The organism is Ramlibacter sp., assembly GCF_036383835.1.
In the GTDB taxonomy this organism is placed as follows: Bacteria; Pseudomonadota; Gammaproteobacteria; order Burkholderiales; family Burkholderiaceae_C; genus Ramlibacter.
In genome coordinates this window covers 24,811-42,803 of record NZ_DASVNN010000070.1, presented here as the reverse complement: position 1 = coordinate 42,803, position 17,993 = coordinate 24,811, and the positions used below count along the sequence as shown (strand labels likewise).

The window sequence follows — 17,993 nt, the reverse complement described above, 5'->3', positions numbered from 1 at the left end:
AGCCCGGCGGACCTGGAGACGATCGTCAACCAGGCCGGCATCACCGCGGTGCAGGCGGGCGACCTGATCGACGCCGACACGCTGATGCAGGCCGGCGAGCGCGTGCTGGTGGGCAACGTCAACGGCAACACCACCAAGGAGCGCGAGCGCGACCGCCGCATCATCGCGATCCACGAGTGGGGCCACTTCCTCGTCGACTTCGAGCTGGAGCGCAAGAAGGCCGGCGGCGACTGGGAAAAGATCCTCGGCGAGATGAAGACCATCAAGATCTCGCTGAAGGCCAACCCGCGCAACAACGCGCTGGGCTTCGTCTTCCACAAGCAGGGCAACAACCTGCTGAAGACCAAGTCCGACATCGAGCACGACGTGCGCGTGCTGCTGGGCGGCATGGCCAACGAGGAACTGTTCTTCGGCGAGGAGGGCACCACCAACGGCGCCCACAACGACATCACGCGCGTCACCAAGCTGCTGCACCACGCGGTGGCCGAGATGGGCATGTACCGCAAGACGCGCCTGAACTTCGGCGCGCTCAACGAGGGCAGCAGCCGCACGGTGGACGAAGAGACCCGCTCGATCATGGAGATGCAGAGCGAGCGTCTCTACGGCGAGACCAAGGCCACGCTGGCGCGCCTGAAGCCGCTCACCGAGCACCTCGCGGGCAAGCTGATGGAGCAAAGCGAGATGAGCCTGAAGGATGCGCTGCACGAGATCCGCGCCTTCGAGGCGGCCTGCTTCACCTTCAACAGCAAGGTGGGCCTGAACGGCGCGACGAACAACGCGCTGCCGGCGTCCGACGAGGCGGCCTGAGCCGATCGAACGGCAAGTGAAAAGCGGCCCCGCAGGGCCGCTTTTTTTCTTCGTCATTCCCGCCTCCGCGGGGATAACGGGAGGCTTTACTTCTTGGGCGCGGCCGGCTTGGCCGGGGCGGCGGCGGCGTTCGGCGGCGGCACGCCCAGCTTCTTGGCGAAGCTGTCTTCCAGCGCGCGCAGCTTGGGCTCCACCTGCGGGCGGGTCTCGGCCACCAGCTTTTCCACCATGGTGCGCTGGATGTCGTTGCCGAGGGCGTTGAACTTGGCCAGCACCGGCGACTCCAGCAGCGTCGCGAGCTGCTTGAGTTCCTCCTCGCTGAACTTTTCCTCCAGCAGCGGGCCGACGGTGGTCGGCGCGAGCTTGACGGCGCGGTCGCGCACCATCGTGGAGGTGTCGTCCACGTACTTGCGGGCCTCGGCCTGCATCTCCTTGCCCAGGGCTTCGCGCTTGTCGGCGGCCACGCGCTGCTGCAGTGCCCCACCGGCGGCGTCCATCAGCGGGACGACCGAATCCTGCACCAGGGCACGGGCCATGTTCTCGATGCCGGGCTGCTGCACTTTCAGGATGCGCGCGACGGCTTCCTTCTTGCCCGGGGTGGATTGGGCCAGCGCGGGTGCGCTGGCTGCGGCGGCGATCGCGAGGATCAGCAGGGATTTCTGGAACATCGCGGCAGTGTAATGCCCCGACGTAACGCCCTCGTTACGGCCCCCCGCTACGCGGCCGGTCCTTCGCGGCGGCGGCGCGCGCCGATCCTGCGCATGCCGCGGCGCTCGGCGGGGTCGGCCGTCGCCACGGGCCGGGCGACCACCTCGGTGATGTCGACGGGCAGCGTCTGCTTCGGCCCGCGGTAATGGTCCCAGGCCTTCTTCGCGATGCCGGAAGTGACGGCGAAGACGAACAGCTTGCGCAGCAGCATGGTGAATCTCCCTGTTCGCCGCATCCTCGCCGCCGGCGCGCGGCGGGCCTGTAGTCGCAGCGCCCAGGCGGGGGCAGGACGCCCGCTACGCGGGGACAGCCGCATGCGCCCCCGGCAGGCGCAAGCCCGGCCGAGCGTCCTACGCCCCGCCAACACGTGGTCGCACGGCAGCGCGCTGGAGTGTCCTGCCGCGCCATCCCGGCGCCTCCACTAATCTGAACGCATCGGAAAAGGGGGATAAAGACCATGTCCGAAGACGCCAACAAGATGGGTACCGAGCAGCTCCTGATCCACCTGGAGCCCGAATGGGAACGCCGCAACTGGTGCAACTGGCTGGGATGCAGCGAGGACGAACTGGAGCACGCCGTGACCTATGTGGGCCACGACCCCGACAACGTGCGCCGCTTCCTGCGCCAGGCGCGCTGAAGCTCCGGGCGGGGCCGCCCGGAAAATCCATGTAGAACGGTTACCGCTTGTGTCCACGCGTCATGCGTGCCCGGCCGCGCCCTAGACTCTGGCCACGGTGGAAGACGGAATCCTGCATCTCGACGAGGCCCGTGCGCGCCAGCTGGTGCTGGTGCGCGCGATCGACGATGTGGATACGCAGGGCAAGCTGCTGAGCGAGCCCGAACGCGACCGGCTCGAGCAGGAAGCGGCTGAATCCAGCCGGCGCACGGCCGGCGCGATCGACTTCGGCGAATACCTGCAGCAGCGCGCGCGCCGCGTGCTGCAGGCCGTGGAGAACCGCAATCCGCGGGTGGCGGCGCTGCAGGACCGCGAGTCCTGGAGGCCCTGGCTGACCGTGGGCCTGCCGCTCGCCGCCGTCGTCCTGGGAACGGTCCTCGACCGCATCGACAACCCGCACCAGGTCAACATGCTGTCGCCGCCGCTGCTCGGCGTGCTGGCCTGGAATCTCGCGATGTACCTGCTGCTGCTGGTGTCGGCGGTGCTGCCGGCGCGCTGGTGGCAGCGCACGCCGGTGGCGGCCGTGCAGCGCTGGCTGTCGGGCGTGCCCGCGGGCCGGCGCCGCACCGGGCGCCTGCGCGCGGACGTCCTGGCGCGGTTCCACGAGCAGTGGCTGCGGGCCGCCGGCGCGCAGCAATGGCTCTGGTGGAAGCAGCTGCTGCACCTCTCCGCCGCCGGCTGGGCGCTGGGGCTCGCCTTCTCGATCGTCCTCGGCGGCGTGGTGCGCGAATACCGCGTCGGCTGGGAAAGCACGCTGCTGGGCGTGCAGCAGGTGCACGCCTTCCTCAGCGCGCTGTTCGCGCCCGTGGTGGCGCTGCTTCCGTTCGAGCCCTTCAGCGTGGGCGACCTGCAGCGCATGGCCTTCCGCTCCGGCGCCGACATCGGCGTCGACGAGGCGCGCCGCTGGGTGTGGATGTACGTCGCGCTGCTGTTCGTGGCGGTGATCGTGCCGCGCCTGCTGCTCGCGGCCTGGGCCGCCTGGCAGCGCCGGCGCCGCAGCCGCGCGATCGCGATCGACCTGCGCGATCCCTACTACGTGCAGGTGCTGGCGCGCGTGAGTCCGGCGCGCGTGACCTTCGCGATGGTCGCGGCGCAAGGACGCGGGCGCGAAGCCGTGATGCGGATGCTGCGGGAAGTCGCCGACCGCTCGCCAACGCGCGACCCCGAAGACTGGAACGTGCTGGGCACCGCGCGGGGCGACGTGCTGCGCGTGCTCGACGTGCCCCCCGGGTTCCGGCCGCCGGCGCCGGCGCTCGCCGCGCATGCGGGCGGCCCGGCCGCGGCGCAGGCCTGGCTGCAGGACCTGCTCGGTCGTTTCCGCGCGCCGGCACGGGCGCAGGAGCGCGACGCCGTGCATTCCGCGTTGTCCGAGACCGACGTGATGCTGGTGGTGCCCGGCCGCCCGGCGGACCTGCAGGAGCTGATGCGCCTGCTGCATTGGGTCGCGCAGCCCGCGATCGTGCTGGCGCCGCAGGACGCGCCGGATTACCGCTCCGCGGTGCATCGGCTGGGTCTCGCCGCCGACGTCCTGCCGCTGGAAGAGGCCGTGGGCCATTGGGGGCGCGATGCGCTGCTGCTGGACGCCGTGCTGGCACGCATCCCTTCGGGCAAGCGCGCCGGCTTCGAGCGGATCGCGGCGGCCTGGAAGGACCGCCAGGCGGCGCGCTTCGCCGAGGCGATGCGCATGCTGGCCTCGGAACTCGTGCGCGCGGCGCGCGACAGCGAGGAGGTGGGCAGCGCGCCGGTGAGCCTGCGCCAGCTGGTGAGCGCCGCCGAGCGCGACGTGGCGCAGCGTGCCCGCGAGGGCGCCCGGGCCGCGCTGCTGCAAAGGTTGCGCGCCGGCGAGGCGGCCTTCTTCGCGGAACTGGTGCAGTTGCATCGCAGCGGCACGCCCCTGGCGCCCGTGCCCGCGGCGCGCGTGGACGGCGGCTTCACCGAGCACCAGCCCGTCGACACGCCGCAGGCCGGCATGGCCGGCGCCGCCACGGGCGCGGCGATGGGGGCCGGGCTGGACCTGCTCACTGGCGGCCTGACGCTGGGGGCGGCGACGGCGCTGGGCGCGCTGATCGGCGGCGGCACCGCCTTCGCCGCCGCGGCCTGGCGCAATCGCTCCAGCGTCAGCGGCCAGCCGCAGGTGCAGCTGGGCGACGAGCTGCTGCAGAACTTCACCGAGGGCCTGCTGCTCGCCTACCTGGTGGTGGCGCACCGAACCGTGCGCGAAGGCGAGGAAGCAGCGCCCGCGGCCTGGCGCAGCGAGGTGATCGCCGCGGTGGAGGCGCGCCGCATGGAGCTCGCCGCGCGCTGGCAGCAGGCGCGCATCGCGGGCGATCCGGCGACCGCCGTCTCGCCGCTCGCGTTCGAACTGGAAGAGATCGCGCGGGGATTGCTCGCCCGCGTCTAGGGCGGCGCCTGCCTAGCCGGCGTTCTTCGCCGCGGCTGCCGCGCGCAGCAGCTCCTCCACCGCCGGCAGTTCCGCCGGTTTCGTGAGGTGCCGGTCGAAGCCGGCTTCGCGCGTGCGCTGGCGGTCGTCCTGCGTGCCCCAGCCGGTGAGCGCCACCAGCAGCGTCTTCTGCATGTTGGGCAGCAGGCGCATGCGCCGGGCGACGTCGTAGCCGGTCATGTCGGGCAGGCCGATGTCGAGGAACACCACGTCGAGCGGCTGGGACTGCGCGAGCTGCAGGGCCTCGGCGCCGTTGTGCGCGATGTGCGCGGCGTGGCCCTCGATGTCCAGCAGCACGCCGAGGCTTTCGGCGGCGTCGGTGTTGTCGTCGACGACCAGCACCTGGAGCTGGCCGGGTTTGGTGGTTGCGGAAGCGGAGCTGGACTCTGGGTTCATGTCTTTTCCCTCCGAAAGCGGCAGGCGCACGCTGAATGTGCTGCCTTCGCCGGCGCCGGGGCTGGCGGCCGACACGCTGCCGCCATGCAGCGCCACCAGGCTCTGCACCAGCGACAATCCGATGCCGAGTCCGCCCTGCGGCTTGCCCGCGCCGGGCACCTGGGCGAACATCTCGAACACCTTGGTCAGGGCCTCGGGTTCGAGCCCGATGCCATTGTCCGTCACGGACAGGACCGCCTCGCCGTTTTCCACCCCGACCCTGAGGGCGATGCGGCCCCCCTGCGGCGTGTACTTGGCGGCATTGTTCAGGAGATTGCTGACCACCTGCGCGATGCGCGTGGGATCGGCGTCGATGGGCAGCGGCTGCGGCGGGACCTCCACCGTGAGCTTGTGGCCGCTGGAGTCGACCAGCGAGGCGCTGGTCTCCACCGCGGTCGCGATGATGTCCTTCAAGTCGATGCGCTGGCGGCGCAGTTCGACCTTGCCAGTGCTGATGCGCGCCACGTCCAGCAGGTCGTCGACCAGGTGGACCATGTGCTGGATCTGCCGCTCCATCATCAGGCGCGTCTTTTCCATCAGCTCCGGCTTGCTGCCGGCCATGCGCATCAGGTGCAGGCCGTTGGACAGCGGCGCGAGGGGATTGCGCAGCTCGTGCGCCAGCGTCGCCAGGAACTCCGTCTTGCGCCGGTTGGCGTGGGCGAGCTCCTCGTTGAGCCGCCGCATGTCCTGTTCGGCGACGAGCCGCTGCGTGATGTCGGAGAACAGCACCGCGACCAGGTCGCTGCCGGGGCCGCCCAGCCGCGTGGCATAGACGTCGAACCAGCGGTTCATCGCCTTGGCCTCCTGCACGAAGCGGGTGGCCTCGCCGGACCGCGCCACGCGGTCGTAGATCTCGAACCAGTGCGCGTCGTGGCCCGGCACCATGTCGCGCACCGTCTTGCCGACCGCATCGGCGAGCCCGGTGTGGCTTGCGAAGGCCTCGTTCGCTTCCTCGAAGCGGTAGTCGCGCACGCTGCCGGGGGCGTCGCGCAGCAGCTTGATCACGCAGAAGCCTTCGTCGATCGACTCGAACAGCGCCCGGTAGCGCTCTTCCTTCGCTTCTAGCTTCTGCTCGAAGTCGCGCCGTTCGCGGGCCCGCAGTTCTTCCTTGCTGCGGTACAGCTCGACGAAGACGCCGACCTTGGCCTTGAGCATCTCGGTGCGCAGCGGCTTGGCCAGGAAGTCGACGGCGCCGAGCGCGTAGGCCGAGCGCATCGCGTCGTCCGGATCGTCACCGGCCGTGACGAACAGGATCGGGGTGAAACGGGAGCGGGGCCGCGAACGGATCTCGCGCGCCACCTCGAAGCCGTCCATGCCGGGCATGCGCACGTCCAGCAGCACGGCGGCGAAGTCCTGCCTGTCGAGCGCGGCCAGCGCCTCGGGACCGGACTGGGCGCGCACCATGTCCACGCCCAGGGTATCCAGCGCGGCCTCCATCGCGAGCAGGTTCGCGGGCTGGTCGTCGACGAGGAGGATCTGGGCGGGGATGGCGGAATGTGGCACGGCGTGAATGGGCCGGACAGCGCACCGGCAGGCCGGAGTCTAAGGCTTGCCCGGACCACGGTTGGGCCGGGCGGTTCAGGTAGCGGAGTTGTCCTGCACGCGTGCCGGAAAACACCTCGCCGGCGCGCAGGGGCCGCTCCTACGGCAGAGCCATCGCCAATGGCTCATCATCCGCGCGCACGCCCATGAGACTCCGCACCCGCAACCGCATCGCCATCCACTGCGAGGAAGACTGTCCCCTCGCCGCCATCCTCCGGCCGCGCAGCGGCCCCGACCAGTGGGTCGTCGCGGAGCGTTACGAGATCTCGCCCACCGTGCCCGCCAGCGAGTACGTGGATGGCTTCGGCAACCTGTGCCAGCGCTTCACGTTGCCGCAGGGGGACAGCGTGCTCACGGTGGAACACGAGGTCGAGGTCGCCGAGCAGATCGCCGTGGACCGCCGCGCACCGCGCGTCCCGCCCGCGCAGCTGCCCGACGAAACGCTCGTCTACCTGCTGCAAAGCCGCTACTGCCCGAGCGACAAGATGGAAGAGCGCGCCAAGGCCATCGTGCAGGGCTGCGCCCCCGGCTACCCGCAGGCCCAGCGGATCGCCGAGTGGATCCGCGACAACATCGAATACAGCTATGGCGTGAGCGAGGAAAGCACCTGCGCGCTCGACACGCTGGACCAGCGCGCCGGCGTCTGCCGCGACTTCGCGCATGTCGGCGTGGCCCTGTGCCGCAGCCTGCTGCTGCCGGCGCGGGTGGTGGTCGGCTACCTGCACAAGCTCGACCCGATGGACATGCACGCCTGGTACGAGGTCTTCCTGGGCGGCCGCTGGTATGCCTTCGACGCGACCCAGGCCCGTCCGCGCGGGGGCCGCATCGTCGTCGCCCACGGGCGCGACGCGGCCGACGTGGCCTTCCTCTCCAACTACGGGCCGCTGGAGATCACGGACATGGAGGTGAGCGTCGTCGCCGTGTGAACGGCGCGCGCATGAAAAAGGGCCGGCAAGGCCGGCCCCCGGAACCAGGCAGCACCCGGCTTACTTCTTGGCGGCCTTCTCGTCGGCCGGAGTGACTTCCACCTTCGGCACCGTCAGCGTTTCCTTCTCCGTGTACACGCCCACCTTCGGAACGTTGACGTCCTTCTTCTCGGTCGTGACGTCCACGCTCGGGGCGGTGACGTCGTACTTCGGCAGCGTCACGTCGCCGTCCTGGGTCTTGGACACTTCGTACTTCGGGGCATCGACGTTGCCTTCCTGCGTCTTCTGCACGTCGCAGCCCACCAGGGCGAACGAGGCGGCGGACACCAGGCCGGCAATCACGAAAACGGTTTTACGCATGGCTAGACTCCCTTGGGTTTGTATGCCCGGAAGTATGGGCAGCCTCCGAAAGCCCGGCTGTAAGACCCGGACGGCATCGGCCGTCCGACGCGGACAACCCGATGTGCTTGGCGCGGACCTACGCGTCGAGGGACTGGCCCGACAGCACCTCGCTGAGCTTGGCATGGACTTCGGCGGGATCCGCAGGCTTGACCAGGTGGGCCACGAAGCCGGCCTCGGCGGAGCGGGCGCGGTCCTGCTCGCGGCCGTAACCGCTCAGCGCGAGCACCGGCAGGTCCCTGGACAGCGCGCGGCCGACGTCGATGCCGCTGCCGTCGGGCAGGCCCAGGTCCGTCAGCACCGCGTCGAACCGGCCCGCACGCGCGGTGCTCAGCGCCGCGGCGCAGGTCGCCACGTGCTGCACGACGTAGCCGTACTCCTCCAGGCACATCGCGAGCGCCACGGCCGCATCCTCGTTGTCCTCCACCAGCAGCACGCGCTTGCGGTCGCTCGCGGGGGTGTCGACCGGTACCCGATGGGCCGACGGCGACTGCGGCGCCGCCGCGCAGGGCAGGGTGATCGTGAAGGTCGCGCCGTGGCCGCGGCCCTCGCTGTTCGCGTGGATCTCTCCGCCGTGCTGCGCCATCAGGCCGTGCGCGATCGCGAGGCCGAGACCGAGGCCGCCGTAGCTGCGCGAGACCTCGGCATCCGCCTGCTCGAAGGGTCTGAAGATGCGCGGCAGCGCCTCGGGCGCGATGCCGATGCCGGAGTCGGTGCAGGCCAGCACGAAGTCGCCGCCGCGGTCTTCGGTGCGGATCAGGATGCGACCGCCCTCGGGGGTGAACTTGGCGGCGTTGCGGATGATGTTCCACAGCACCTGCTGCATGCGGGCCTGGTCCGCGTCGACATGGGGAGAGCGTGCATCGAGCTCCAGCTCGAGCCGGATGGACTTCTGCTCCAGCGTCTCCGCGACCATCGTGACGACGGCGCGGGCGAGGTGGTGCATGTCGACGTGCTCGCGGCGCAGGTTCACCTTGCCGGCGCCGATCGCCGTGAGATCCAGCAGGTCGTCGATCAGGCGGGCTTCCAGCGCCACGTTGCGCCGGATCATGGGCAGCAGGTCGCGGTGGCGCGCGTCGAGTTGCGCCGCCTTCTCCAGCACGTGCACCGCGGTGGTGATCGGGGCGAGCGGCGTGCGCAGCTCGTGCGACAGCACGGCGAGGAAACGGTCCTTCGCCTGGTTGGCGCGGTCGGCTTCTTCCTTGGCGGCGCGCAGCTTCTCCGCCGCGAGGTAGCCTTCGGTGCGGTCGTGCACCAGCTTGCAGAAGCCGCCCGGGCCGCCGTGCCGGTCGTCGAGTGCGGTGACCACGCCTTCGGCCCACAGCCGGCGGCCGTCCTTCGCCACCAGCCAGCGGTTGTCGCTGGCCTTGCCGCTGGCGCGGGCCTGCCGCAATTCCTGCTGCAACGCGCATTCGGGCTGCGCCTCGGGCGGGAACAGCAGGGCGGCGGACCGGCCGATCACCTCGCGGGCGTCCCAGCCGAACACCTCGCGCGCCGCGCGGTTCCAGGACTGGATGCTGCCGTCCTCGGCCAGCAGGATCACCCCGTAGTCGCGCAGCCCGTCGACCACCTTGGCGAAGGTGACGTCCGCCTGCTGCAGCTGGCGCTCGGCCTCCTCGCGAGCGCGCCGCTCGCGCACCTCGCGCATCGCGCGTTTGAGCACCGGCCCGAGGCGGGCGAGCCGCGCCTTGCTGACGTAGTCCGTCGCGCCGCGCTTGAGGAGCTCCACCGCGTTGTCCTCGCCGATCACGCCCGAGACGAAGATGAAGGGCGTGGCCGCGGCGATCCGGTTGCGGTGGTCCAGGAGGTCGGAACCGGTGAAGCCGGGCAGCTCGTAATCGGACAGGATCGCGTCCCAGTCGCCAGCGCCCAGCGCGTCGACGAAGGCGGCCTCGTCGCGCAGGACCGTCAGGTCGACGCCCGGCCAGGCGCGCTCCAGCTGCACGCGCAGCAGCTCCACGTCGAGGCGCGAGTCCTCGACGAGCAGTGCGCGCAGGGGGCGCCCCTCGGCCGCCGCCGCGTCACTCATGCCGGCGCCTCGTGCGCAGGGAACCCGGCGGCGGCTCGTTGAGCACCGCCCAGAAGATGCCGAGATCCGCGATGGCCTCGACGAACTGCTTGAACTCCACCGGCTTGACCACGTAGGCGTTGACGCCCAGCTGGTAGCTGCGCAGGACGTCCGACTCCTCGTGCGAGGAGGTGAGCATCACCACCGGGACGCTGCGCAGCGGCTCCGTGTTGCGCACGGTCTGCAGCACCTCCAGCCCGTTGACCTTGGGCAGCTTGAGGTCCAGCAGGATCACGGCGGGGTTGCCCTCGGAGCGCGAGGCGTACTCGCCGCCGCGGGTGAGGTATTCCAGGGCGGCTTCGCCGTCGCGCACGATGATCACCTCGTTCGCGAGCTGGCTGCGTTCCAGCGCCACGAGGGTCAGTTCGAGGTCGCGCGGGTCGTCCTCGACCAGCAGGATGGGCTTGAGCATCAGGCAGGCTCCTCGTTGCGCGCGCCGGGCGCATCGTTGTTCTTGGGGGGATGGGGCGGCAGCACGAAGCCGAAGGTGGCGCCGCGGTCCGGTTCGCCGCGCGCCCAGACGAGGCCGCCATGGCGTTCGACGATCCGCTTGACGTTGGCCAGCCCGATGCCGGTGCCGTCGAAGTCCTCGGTCCGGTGCAGCCGCTGGAAGACGCCGAACAGCTTGCCGACGTACTTCATCGGGAAGCCCACTCCGTTGTCGGTGATCTCCAGGCCCTGGCCGCCAGGCAGCGCCACCGCGGCGACCCGGATGCGCGCCGGGTCGCGGCCCCGCGTGTACTTGACCGCGTTGGCCAGCAGGTTGCGGACGGCCACCTGGAGCAGCAGCGGGTCGGCCCACAGGCGCGGCAGCTGCGGCTGCACTTCCCATTCGATGCGCCGGCCCCCTTCCTGCTGCCGCAGTTCCTCGATGAGGTCTTCCACCACCAGCCGGCTGTCCACCTGCGAGGGCTTCAGCCCGGAGCGGCCCAGGCGCGAGAAGTCCAGCAGCGCGTCGACCAGCTGGCCGGCATAGGAGGCGGCGTCCTTCACGTGGCGCAGGTAGCGGTGCGCGCGCTCGTCGAGCTTGTGCGCGTTGTCCTCCATCACCAGGTCCACGTAGCCGGCGATGTGGCGCATCGGCGCGCGCAGGTCGTGCGACACCGTGTAGCTGAAGGCTTCCAGTTCCTTGTTGACGCGCCCCAGCTCGATGGCGTGCCCCGCCATCTCCTCGGCGCGGCGCAGCACCAGGGAGAGCAGCGCCTGCCGCAGCTCGCTCACCGCGGCCTGTTGCGCGAGCAGCCAGGGCGCGCTGCGGCCACGCACGCGCTCCTGCCAGCTCTCGAAGCTCTGGCGCGGATGGATGCGGCCGGCGGCCGGCAGGGTCTTGCGCGGATCGCCGGCCCACCGGATGGTCTGCACGAGCTCGGGCCGGAACCACATCGCCACGTGGCGGTGGACCTGCGAGATCGAGACGGCGAGCACGCCCGCGCATTGCGGCAGGAGGGCGTCGCCCCCGGCGTAGACCTGCGGCAGCCGGTCGGTCACGAACAGGTCCTCGCCGCGGTCGACGATCCAGTGGGCGAGCTGCCGCATCGCGTCCACCGGCGGCGTCGTGCCGATGCTCCAGCAGGTGTCGTTGAGGACCACGGCGGCGCCGGCCGCGCCGGCCAGGTCGTGGATTGCCAGTTCGGGATCGGTGAGCCGCTGCAGCGTGCCGTCGGTTTCGGCCATCAGGGCCACCACGGTGAGCACGCGCTGGTGCAGGGCGAGCCGCTGCGCCACCTCGGCGTTGTCTTCCTGGGCCTGGATCTGCAGCGACAGCAAGCGCCCGAGGTGCTCGCAAGCCACGCGCGTCTGGAACGACAGGTGCTTCGGGTCCCGGTCGTGGCAGGAGATCAGCCCCCACAGCCGGCCGCCGACGACGATGGACACCGACATCGATGCGGCCGTGCCCATGTTGCGCATGTATTCGAGGTGCACCGGCGAGACGCTGCGCAGCGCCGCGAAGCTCAGGTCCAGCGGCGCGGGATCGGCGGCGCCGGCCGCCGCCAGCAAGGGCACCGGCGTGTACGAGGCATCGGGGATCAGCCGGATGTGGTTGGCGCGGTACAACTCGCGCGCCTGCGCCGGCACGTCGCTCGCCGGGAAGCGGTGTCCCGCATACGAGTCGTAGCCTTCGTCGCGGCGCTCGGCGAGCACTTCGCCGTGGCCGTCGGCGTCGAAGCGGTAGATCAGGCAGCGGCCGAAGCCGGTCAGCCGCTTCATCTCGCGCGCCACCGACTGGCACAGGCCGGAAATGGAAACCGCCTCCTGCAGCAGGGGCAGCAGGTCGCGCGCCACGGTGTAGATCGGCGCGTGCAGGTTGGCGACCCCGCCACCCGGCTCGTATTCGACCAGCACGACGTCGCCCTCGCGGTGCGCGGCGACGTCGTAACTCCGGCCGTCCACCGGCAGCGTGCCGATCCAGGATGGACCGCGCCCCGGTTGCAGCCGGCCGCTGTCGACGGGCAGGCCCGCGATGGCGTCGCGCGCCGCTTTTTCGGACGGCCAGTTGGCGCTGTAGGCGAGCACCTTGCCCGAATCCGCCGCGAGCGCGATCAGGCGGCCGTGCGGCTGGATCGCGCCGGGCACGCGGATCGGTTCGTCCGCGCACTGCGCGAGGTCAGGCAGCGGGAGTGCGCTCATGCAACGAGATTTCGAGGAGGTTGGACAAGGTATCGAAGGTGCGGCAGGCGGCGTCGCAGGCATCGCCGACGGCGCCGGGCCCGGCGAGCTGCGCATCCAGCAGGGCGCGGAATTCGCGCCACATCGCCCCCGTCGCTTCGCCCCAGCCATGGAAATAGGCGCTTCCGAGCCCGGGCCGCAGGCCCGCGTCGGCGAGGCTGCGCGCGATCGCCTGGCCGCCGAGGGCGGAGCCTTCCATCACGTACAGGGAACCCCAGGCCGCCGCGGCGCCGGCCAGGGCGGGGACCCCGGCATCGCGCGGGCCGGGCGGGACGCCCAGTGCCTGCAGGTCGGCGCGCAGGAAGGGCCGGCGCGAACGCGCCTGCAGCCAGCCATGCCAGCGAGCCGGCAGCGCCGCGATCACCGCGGGCTCCCAGGCCGCCAGGAAGGCATCGAATACGCGCAGGACCTCGGCGTAGTGCCGGCGATCGCGCATGCGGCGCAGGTCCATCAGGCGATCGATGCGGGCATGGTGCTCGCGCGTCGCCGTACGCAATTGCGGCAGGGGACCTTGCAAGTCGGGATGGGATCGGGGCAGGGCAAGCAAGGAATGGAACCGGGTCGTGACGCGAAGGGGGATGCGGCGATCCTGTCATCTCGCGGCCGACGCGTGTGTAGGACGACGTCCCGCCACGTGCCGAGGCATGGCAATGACATGTGCATCCATGTGTGCATGCCAACACATGCGGGATGCGCCCGGGAGATCAGCGCTTCGGGTCTTCGTGCGGATCGGCGGGCTTGCTGCTCACGCGCCGCTTCTCGATCTTCTGCAACACCTCCAGCGCGCTCGCGGAGCCCTCGCCGCTATGGCGCTCCAGGGGCCACAGGGGCTTGTCCTCCTGCTTGCCGGGAGGCTTGCCTGACCCGGTGCGCTGCGAGCGTTTCACGGCTGGTGTCTCCAGGCTGTGGTTGTCCGGCAGTCTGGACCTTGCGCCAGCTCAGCCTGTCAGTCCCCCAGCATGGGCAGGGTAGGACAAGACCTCATCCAGCGGAACGCGCGACCGTTACGATGCCGGCCAGGAGGTGACCCCCATGCAAGACGCCGCGCCCGACGAAGCCCAGGCCCTGTTCCATCGGTCCGACCTGCGCGCGCTGCGCAACGACCTGGCGCTGGCATTGCGCGCTGCCGCCCACCACGGGCTGGGCGAAGGCGTGTGCAACCATTTCAGCGTCGCCTTGCCGCAGCGGCCCGACTGGTTCCTGCTCAATCCGCGCGGCCTGCACTGGGGCGAGGTGCAGGGGCACGACATCGTGCTGGTCGACGCGCAGGGCCGGCGGCTGGCGGGCAGCCACGAGATCGAACCGACGGCGCTGTTCATCCACGCCGCCGTGCACCGCATCGCGGGCAAGGCCTGCGTGATGCACACCCACATGCCGTACGCGACCGCGCTCACCCTCACGGACCTGCGCGGGCTGGACCCGGCGCTGTCCCAGAACGCGATGCGCTTTTACGGGCGGGTGGCGGTCGACGCCGCGTACAACGGGCTCGCCCTCGACGCCGGCGAGGGCGAGCGCATCGCCCGCGCCATGCAGGGGGCGGACGTGGCGTTCCTCGGCAACCACGGGGTGATCGTCTGCGGCGAGAAGGTGTCGTACGCCTTCGACGACCTCTACTACCTGGAGCGGGCCTGCCAGGCGCAGGTGCTGGCGCTGTCGACCGGCCGGCCGCTGCAGCCGGTTCAGTCGGAGCTCGCCGCGCGCGTCGCCGCCCAGACGATGGGCGAGCGGCTCCAGTCGGAGCTGTTCTTCGAGAGCCTGCGGCGCTCGCTGCGCTGAGGCTGCGCCAGCAGCGTGAAGGTGGACGGCTCCGTCGCGTAGAGCAGGGCGCGGCGCGCATCTTCGCCTTCGAAGCTGTCGCCGGGCCGCAGGATCACGTCGCGCAGGTCGTGGTCGACCGTGATCCACAGGCAGCCGGCCGTGCAAAGGATGCGGGCGGCGCTGGCGTCGGGCAGCGCGAACAGCTGGCGCGCCGGCAGGGAGATGGTCGGTCCTGGAAGCATCGCGGGCTCCTTGGCATGCATGGTGCGAATCAATATACTGGCCGCTCCTCCCCGTGAGAAACGGTGGTTTTGCATGGTTCGCATGCATCCAGCGAATGCGAAAGCGATGGAGCCGCGGTCCCGGCAACTGCGCCTGGACCTGCTGCACACCTTCGAGGCGGCGGCGCGCCACCTGAGCTTCACCCGTGCCGGCGGCGAGCTCGCGCTGTCGCAGTCGGCGGTGAGCCGGCAGATCCGGCAGCTGGAAGACAGCGTCGGCGCCGCCCTGTTCGAGCGGCGGCACCGTGCGCTGGCGCTGACCGAGGCCGGCCGCGTGCTGCATCGCGCGGTGGAGGACAGCCTGGAGCGCCTGCGCGACGCCGCCGCGCGCGTGCGCAGCACCGCGGCGCGCCAGGAACTCACCATCACCTGCACGCCGGGCTTCGCTTCCTTCTGGCTGATTCCGCGGCTCACGCGCTTCACCGCGGCGCACCCGGAGGTGGAAGTGCGCATCTCGGCGACGCTCGAACTGGTCGACCTGGAGCGCAGCAACGTCGACCTGGCGGTGCGCTTCGTGCCGAGCGCGCAAGGCGCGGGGCCGCTGCTGTTCGAGGAGGAAGTGCAGCCGATGTGCTCTCCGAAGCTGCTGCGCGACCCGGCGCGGCCGCTGAAGACGCCGGCGGATCTCGAACGCCACACGCTGCTGACCGTGGAGATGCACGACGCGCCGCTCACCGTCGACTGGGAGCCGTGGCTGCGCCTGATGGGACTCGCCTCCGTGCGCATGGCGCACACGCTGCGCTTCACGCGCTATGGCGAGGCGGTCGCCGCCGCGGTGGCGGGGCAGGGCGTCGTCATCGGGCGGCTGCCGCTGCTGTCCGGCCTGCTGCGCAGCCGCCAACTGGTCGCGCCCTTCCGCACGCCCGCCGCTTCGCGGCGCGGCTACTTCGTCACCCTGTCGGCGCATGGCGCGCACAACGCGCATGCGCTGGCGTTCGCCGACTGGCTCGTGGCCGAGGCCCGGGCCGAATCGGTTCCCGCTGAAAGGAGGGCCTGATGGCCACCATCCGCAAGGAATTCGAGGTGCCGCTCGATGCGGACACCGTCTGGAAGGCGCTGCGGGATTTCGGCGCCGTGGACCGCCTCGCGGCCGGCTTCGTCACGCAAAGCGTGGCCGAGGAGGAGGGCGCGGTGCGGCTCGTCACCTTCTTCAACGGCATGCAGGTGCGCGAACGGCTCGTCGGCCTGGACGATGCGCAAAGACGCATCGCCTACACCGCCGTCGGTGGCCGCGCGACGCACCACAATGCCTCGGCGCAGGTGCTCGAGACCGGCCCGGGGCGCAGCCGCTTCGTGTGGATCACCGACCTGCTGCCCGACGCGCTGGCGCCGGCTATCGGGCAGATGATGGAGCAGGGAGCGCAGGCGATGCGGACGGCGCTGGCGCCGCCGGCTCGCTAGCCGCGCGGCTCCAGCCCTCGCTGCCGGTCCAGCGCGCCGTCTGCGATTCGTTTGCTTGAAAGCCGCTGGCCCATTCGGCCACGACATCGCCTTGCGCATCCATCCGCAGGCGCGGCGCGTCGCGCGTGCCGGTGCGGTCGTCCGGCCGCGGCAGCGCGCCCGGCATCACGTCGGGCGCGGTCCAGCCGTCCTGGCCGTGGTGGCTGAAGCGCAGGCTCTCGATCTTGCCGACGGTGTGGCGCCACACGGCCATCGCCTGGCCCTGGCCGTTGCTCGCCAGCTGCGGGTCGCTGGCCTGGCCGTAGATCTCCTCCAGTGCACGCGCCGGGGTCCAGCCGCCGTCGCGCGTCCACGACGACGCCATCACGCGGCCGTCCTGCAGCCAGAGCGCGAGGGCGGCTTCTTCGCCCGATCGCACGGCTTGCACCCGCGCCGTCGCCGGTGCGGGCGGCGCAGGAATGGCGCGGCCCCGCGCATCGGTGAGGGGAGATGCGACGCCGCCGGGCGCCTGGGCCGGGCCCCGGGCTCCGAGCACCGAAGTGTCGTGGGCAGGCGCGCCGCGATCGCACGCGGCGAGCGCGGCCGCCACCGCCAGCAGCAAGGCCGGAAACCTCATGGGACGCTCCGGGATCAGCCGCTCTTGCGCCGCGCCGATGGCTTGGTGGAGGCGCGCGCGGTGGTCGCGGTCTTGCGCGCCGCCGCCTTCTTCAGCGGGGCGGCTTCGTCGTTCGCTGCTTCCTCCCGCCGTGCGGCCGTCTTCTTCGCGGTCGCGGCGGCGGGCGCGTTGCCCTTGAGGCTGCGGCGCAGCAGCTCGGTGAGGTCGATGACTTCGGCGCTCTCGGCGACGTCCTCGCCCGGCAGCGGGGCGACGGCGCGCAGGCCGCCTTCCTTCGACTTCCGTTCCACCAGCGCCATCAGCTTCTCGCGGAATTCGTCGTGGAACAGGTCCGGCTGCCAGTCGCCGGCCATCGCGTCCACCAGTTGTTCGGCCATCTTGAGTTCGGCGGCGCTGACCTTGACGTCCTCGCCGGGCCAGGCGAGGCCCGCGGTGTCGCGCACTTCGTCCGACCAGCGCAGCAGGTTGAGCACCAGGCCTTGTCCTTGCGGCAGCAGCATCGCCAGGTGCTGCTTGGTGGAGATCACCACCTTCGCGATGCCGACCTTGCCTGTGCGCTCCAGCGTTTCGCGCAGCAGCGCGAAGGGCTTCTGCCCGCCCTTGCCGGCCGGGCTCACGAAGTACGGCTTGTGGAAGAAGACGCTGGGGATCTGCTCGCGGTCGACGAAGGCTTCGATGTCGATCGTCTGGGTGGAGCGGGGCAGGGCCGCCTTGATCTCCTCGGGCGACAGGACGACGTACTGGTCCTTCTCGACCTCGAAGCCCTTGACGATCTCTTCCCTGGCCGCCGCTTCGCCGGTGGCCTTGTCCACCTGCTGGTTGCCCACGCGCGTCATGGTGGACTTGTTCAGCAGGTTGAATTTCATGCGGCTTTCGGCCGTGGCCGAATGCAGCGTCACGGGGATGTGCACCAGCCCGAAGCTGATGGCGCCTTTCCAGAGGGTGCGGGAACTGGTGGGTGCGGGCATGCGTCTTCCTTTGCAGCCCATCCACCGTAGGTGAGGCCCCGGGCGCGCGCTGTAGGACGGCACAGGGACCGGGTGCAGGGCGCGCGAGGCGCCCGGCACCGGGTGGCTCAGCCGCCCTTGTGGGAGCGCTTGCCCGGGTTCTTCTTGCTGCGCGTCGCGGTGCCGCGTGCGCGGCTGATCTTCTGGCCGGTGCTTTCCTTCGAGAGGCGCAGGCCTTCGGCGGTGTTCGGCGTCAGGGTGCGCTTGCGGTCGGCTTCGGTCACGAGCTTGGTGCCCATCTTTGTGGTTTCCTTGTGGATAG

Annotated in this window: 19 protein-coding genes and 1 pseudogene; 7 read left to right on the top strand and 13 right to left on the bottom strand. The window is 70.9% G+C overall.

Going from position 1 to position 17,993, the window contains the following annotated elements:
• Positions 1–807: pseudogene (locus VF522_RS11945) on the top strand (AAA family ATPase); the annotation flags it as partial.
• Positions 808–893: 86 nt separating this feature from the next.
• Here the strand turns inward: VF522_RS11945 and VF522_RS11940 are convergent.
• Both VF522_RS11940 and VF522_RS11935 read right to left on the bottom strand, forming a co-directional pair.
• Complete coding sequence (locus tag VF522_RS11940) at positions 894–1,475, bottom strand: hypothetical protein (RefSeq protein ID WP_330908488.1); 582 nt, start codon at positions 1,473–1,475, stop codon at positions 894–896.
• Positions 1,476–1,522: 47 nt separating this feature from the next.
• Positions 1,523–1,726, bottom strand: a complete 204-nt coding sequence (locus VF522_RS11935) for a hypothetical protein (protein ID WP_330908487.1) — start codon at positions 1,724–1,726, stop codon at positions 1,523–1,525.
• A gap of 246 nt (positions 1,727–1,972) precedes the next feature.
• Here VF522_RS11935 and VF522_RS11930 point away from each other — a divergent pair, with 246 nt between their 5' ends.
• Positions 1,973–2,152 carry a DUF3606 domain-containing protein gene (locus tag VF522_RS11930; protein WP_330908486.1) on the top strand — a complete coding sequence of 60 codons (180 nt, stop codon included), beginning with the start codon at positions 1,973–1,975 and terminating at the stop codon, positions 2,150–2,152.
• A 97-nt stretch (positions 2,153–2,249) separates the two neighbouring features.
• Positions 2,250–4,592 (top strand): DUF3482 domain-containing protein, encoded by a 2,343-nt coding sequence (locus VF522_RS11925; protein ID WP_330908485.1) that lies wholly within the window; start codon positions 2,250–2,252, stop codon positions 4,590–4,592.
• A gap of 12 nt (positions 4,593–4,604) precedes the next feature.
• Here the strand turns inward: VF522_RS11925 and VF522_RS11920 are convergent, their stop codons facing one another.
• Positions 4,605–6,569 (bottom strand): hybrid sensor histidine kinase/response regulator, encoded by a 1,965-nt coding sequence (locus VF522_RS11920; RefSeq protein ID WP_330908484.1) that lies wholly within the window; start codon positions 6,567–6,569, stop codon positions 4,605–4,607.
• 185 nt (positions 6,570–6,754) lie between these two features.
• Between VF522_RS11920 and VF522_RS11915 the strand changes: the two genes are divergently transcribed.
• Positions 6,755–7,534, top strand: coding sequence for a transglutaminase family protein (locus VF522_RS11915; protein WP_330908483.1), 780 nt, complete (start codon positions 6,755–6,757; stop codon positions 7,532–7,534).
• 60 nt (positions 7,535–7,594) lie between these two features.
• Here VF522_RS11915 and VF522_RS11910 read toward each other — a convergent pair whose 3' ends face one another.
• The 6 genes from VF522_RS11910 to VF522_RS11885 form a co-directional block, all read right to left on the bottom strand.
• Complete coding sequence (locus VF522_RS11910) at positions 7,595–7,894, bottom strand: hypothetical protein (RefSeq protein WP_330908482.1); 300 nt, start codon at positions 7,892–7,894, stop codon at positions 7,595–7,597.
• A 118-nt stretch (positions 7,895–8,012) separates the two neighbouring features.
• Positions 8,013–9,962, bottom strand: coding sequence for a hybrid sensor histidine kinase/response regulator (locus tag VF522_RS11905; RefSeq protein ID WP_330908481.1), 1,950 nt, complete (start codon positions 9,960–9,962; stop codon positions 8,013–8,015).
• Positions 9,955–10,413, bottom strand: a complete 459-nt coding sequence (locus VF522_RS11900; RefSeq protein WP_330908480.1) for a response regulator — start codon at positions 10,411–10,413, stop codon at positions 9,955–9,957. The genes VF522_RS11905 and VF522_RS11900 overlap by 8 nt, the downstream gene beginning before the upstream one ends.
• Positions 10,413–12,629: an ATP-binding protein gene (locus tag VF522_RS11895; RefSeq protein ID WP_330908479.1), complete on the bottom strand. Its 2,217-nt coding sequence runs from the start codon at positions 12,627–12,629 to the stop codon at positions 10,413–10,415. The genes VF522_RS11900 and VF522_RS11895 overlap by 1 nt, the downstream gene beginning before the upstream one ends.
• Entirely contained in the window at positions 12,607–13,185 is a 579-nt protein-coding gene (locus VF522_RS11890) for a biliverdin-producing heme oxygenase (protein WP_330908478.1), read from the bottom strand. Before VF522_RS11890 ends, VF522_RS11895 begins: the two co-directional genes overlap by 23 nt.
• Before the next feature lie 187 nt (positions 13,186–13,372).
• Positions 13,373–13,555 carry a hypothetical protein gene (locus VF522_RS11885; RefSeq protein ID WP_330908477.1) on the bottom strand — a complete coding sequence of 61 codons (183 nt, stop codon included), beginning with the start codon at positions 13,553–13,555 and terminating at the stop codon, positions 13,373–13,375.
• Positions 13,556–13,700: 145 nt separating this feature from the next.
• On the opposite strand from VF522_RS11885, the gene VF522_RS11880 reads away from it, so the two are divergent.
• A complete protein-coding gene (locus VF522_RS11880; RefSeq protein WP_330908476.1) occupies positions 13,701–14,444 on the top strand; it encodes an aldolase in 744 nt (247 codons plus the stop codon).
• On the opposite strand, the gene VF522_RS11875 is transcribed toward VF522_RS11880, so the two are convergent.
• The gene (locus VF522_RS11875; protein WP_330908475.1) at positions 14,348–14,668 is read right to left on the bottom strand and encodes a DUF2917 domain-containing protein; all 321 of its coding nucleotides are present in this window, start codon (positions 14,666–14,668) and stop codon (positions 14,348–14,350) included. The two genes, VF522_RS11880 and VF522_RS11875, sit on opposite strands and share 97 nt — an antisense overlap.
• 82 nt (positions 14,669–14,750) lie before the next feature.
• Here VF522_RS11875 and VF522_RS11870 point away from each other — a divergent pair, with 82 nt between their 5' ends.
• Positions 14,751–15,704: a LysR substrate-binding domain-containing protein gene (locus VF522_RS11870; RefSeq protein WP_330908474.1), complete on the top strand. Its 954-nt coding sequence runs from the start codon at positions 14,751–14,753 to the stop codon at positions 15,702–15,704.
• Entirely contained in the window at positions 15,704–16,108 is a 405-nt protein-coding gene (locus VF522_RS11865; RefSeq protein ID WP_330908473.1) for an SRPBCC family protein, read from the top strand. Before VF522_RS11870 ends, VF522_RS11865 begins: the two co-directional genes overlap by 1 nt.
• Here VF522_RS11865 and VF522_RS11860 read toward each other — a convergent pair.
• The 3 genes from VF522_RS11860 to VF522_RS11850 form a co-directional block, all read right to left on the bottom strand.
• Entirely contained in the window at positions 16,041–16,724 is a 684-nt protein-coding gene (locus tag VF522_RS11860) for a hypothetical protein (protein WP_330908472.1), read from the bottom strand. The two genes, VF522_RS11865 and VF522_RS11860, sit on opposite strands and share 68 nt — an antisense overlap.
• 14 nt (positions 16,725–16,738) lie before the next feature.
• Positions 16,739–17,692, bottom strand: coding sequence for a Ku protein (locus VF522_RS11855; protein ID WP_330908471.1), 954 nt, complete (start codon positions 17,690–17,692; stop codon positions 16,739–16,741).
• Positions 17,693–17,799: 107 nt separating this feature from the next.
• Positions 17,800–17,970: a hypothetical protein gene (locus VF522_RS11850; protein WP_330908470.1), complete on the bottom strand. Its 171-nt coding sequence runs from the start codon at positions 17,968–17,970 to the stop codon at positions 17,800–17,802.
• Positions 17,971–17,993 lie beyond the last annotated feature (23 nt).

Excerpts from the sequence above, each read along its gene's own strand:
- VF522_RS11940 (WP_330908488.1), bottom strand. The coding sequence starts at position 1,475 with ATGTTCCAGAAATCCCTGCTGATCCTCGCGATCGCCGCCGCAGCCAGC.
- VF522_RS11935 (WP_330908487.1), bottom strand. The coding sequence starts at position 1,726 with ATGCTGCTGCGCAAGCTGTTCGTCTTCGCCGTCACTTCCGGCATCGCG.
- VF522_RS11930 (WP_330908486.1), top strand. The coding sequence starts at position 1,973 with ATGTCCGAAGACGCCAACAAGATGGGTACCGAGCAGCTCCTGATCCAC.
- VF522_RS11915 (WP_330908483.1), top strand. The coding sequence starts at position 6,755 with ATGAGACTCCGCACCCGCAACCGCATCGCCATCCACTGCGAGGAAGAC.
- VF522_RS11910 (WP_330908482.1), bottom strand. The coding sequence starts at position 7,894 with ATGCGTAAAACCGTTTTCGTGATTGCCGGCCTGGTGTCCGCCGCCTCG.
- VF522_RS11905 (WP_330908481.1), bottom strand. The coding sequence starts at position 9,962 with ATGAGTGACGCGGCGGCGGCCGAGGGGCGCCCCCTGCGCGCACTGCTC.
- VF522_RS11900 (WP_330908480.1), bottom strand. The coding sequence starts at position 10,413 with ATGCTCAAGCCCATCCTGCTGGTCGAGGACGACCCGCGCGACCTCGAA.
- VF522_RS11895 (WP_330908479.1), bottom strand. The coding sequence starts at position 12,629 with ATGAGCGCACTCCCGCTGCCTGACCTCGCGCAGTGCGCGGACGAACCG.
- VF522_RS11880 (WP_330908476.1), top strand. The coding sequence starts at position 13,701 with ATGCAAGACGCCGCGCCCGACGAAGCCCAGGCCCTGTTCCATCGGTCC.
- VF522_RS11875 (WP_330908475.1), bottom strand. The coding sequence starts at position 14,668 with ATGCTTCCAGGACCGACCATCTCCCTGCCGGCGCGCCAGCTGTTCGCG.
- VF522_RS11870 (WP_330908474.1), top strand. The coding sequence starts at position 14,751 with ATGCATCCAGCGAATGCGAAAGCGATGGAGCCGCGGTCCCGGCAACTG.
- VF522_RS11865 (WP_330908473.1), top strand. The coding sequence starts at position 15,704 with ATGGCCACCATCCGCAAGGAATTCGAGGTGCCGCTCGATGCGGACACC.
- VF522_RS11860 (WP_330908472.1), bottom strand. The coding sequence starts at position 16,724 with ATGAGGTTTCCGGCCTTGCTGCTGGCGGTGGCGGCCGCGCTCGCCGCG.
- VF522_RS11855 (WP_330908471.1), bottom strand. The coding sequence starts at position 17,692 with ATGCCCGCACCCACCAGTTCCCGCACCCTCTGGAAAGGCGCCATCAGC.
- VF522_RS11850 (WP_330908470.1), bottom strand. The coding sequence starts at position 17,970 with ATGGGCACCAAGCTCGTGACCGAAGCCGACCGCAAGCGCACCCTGACG.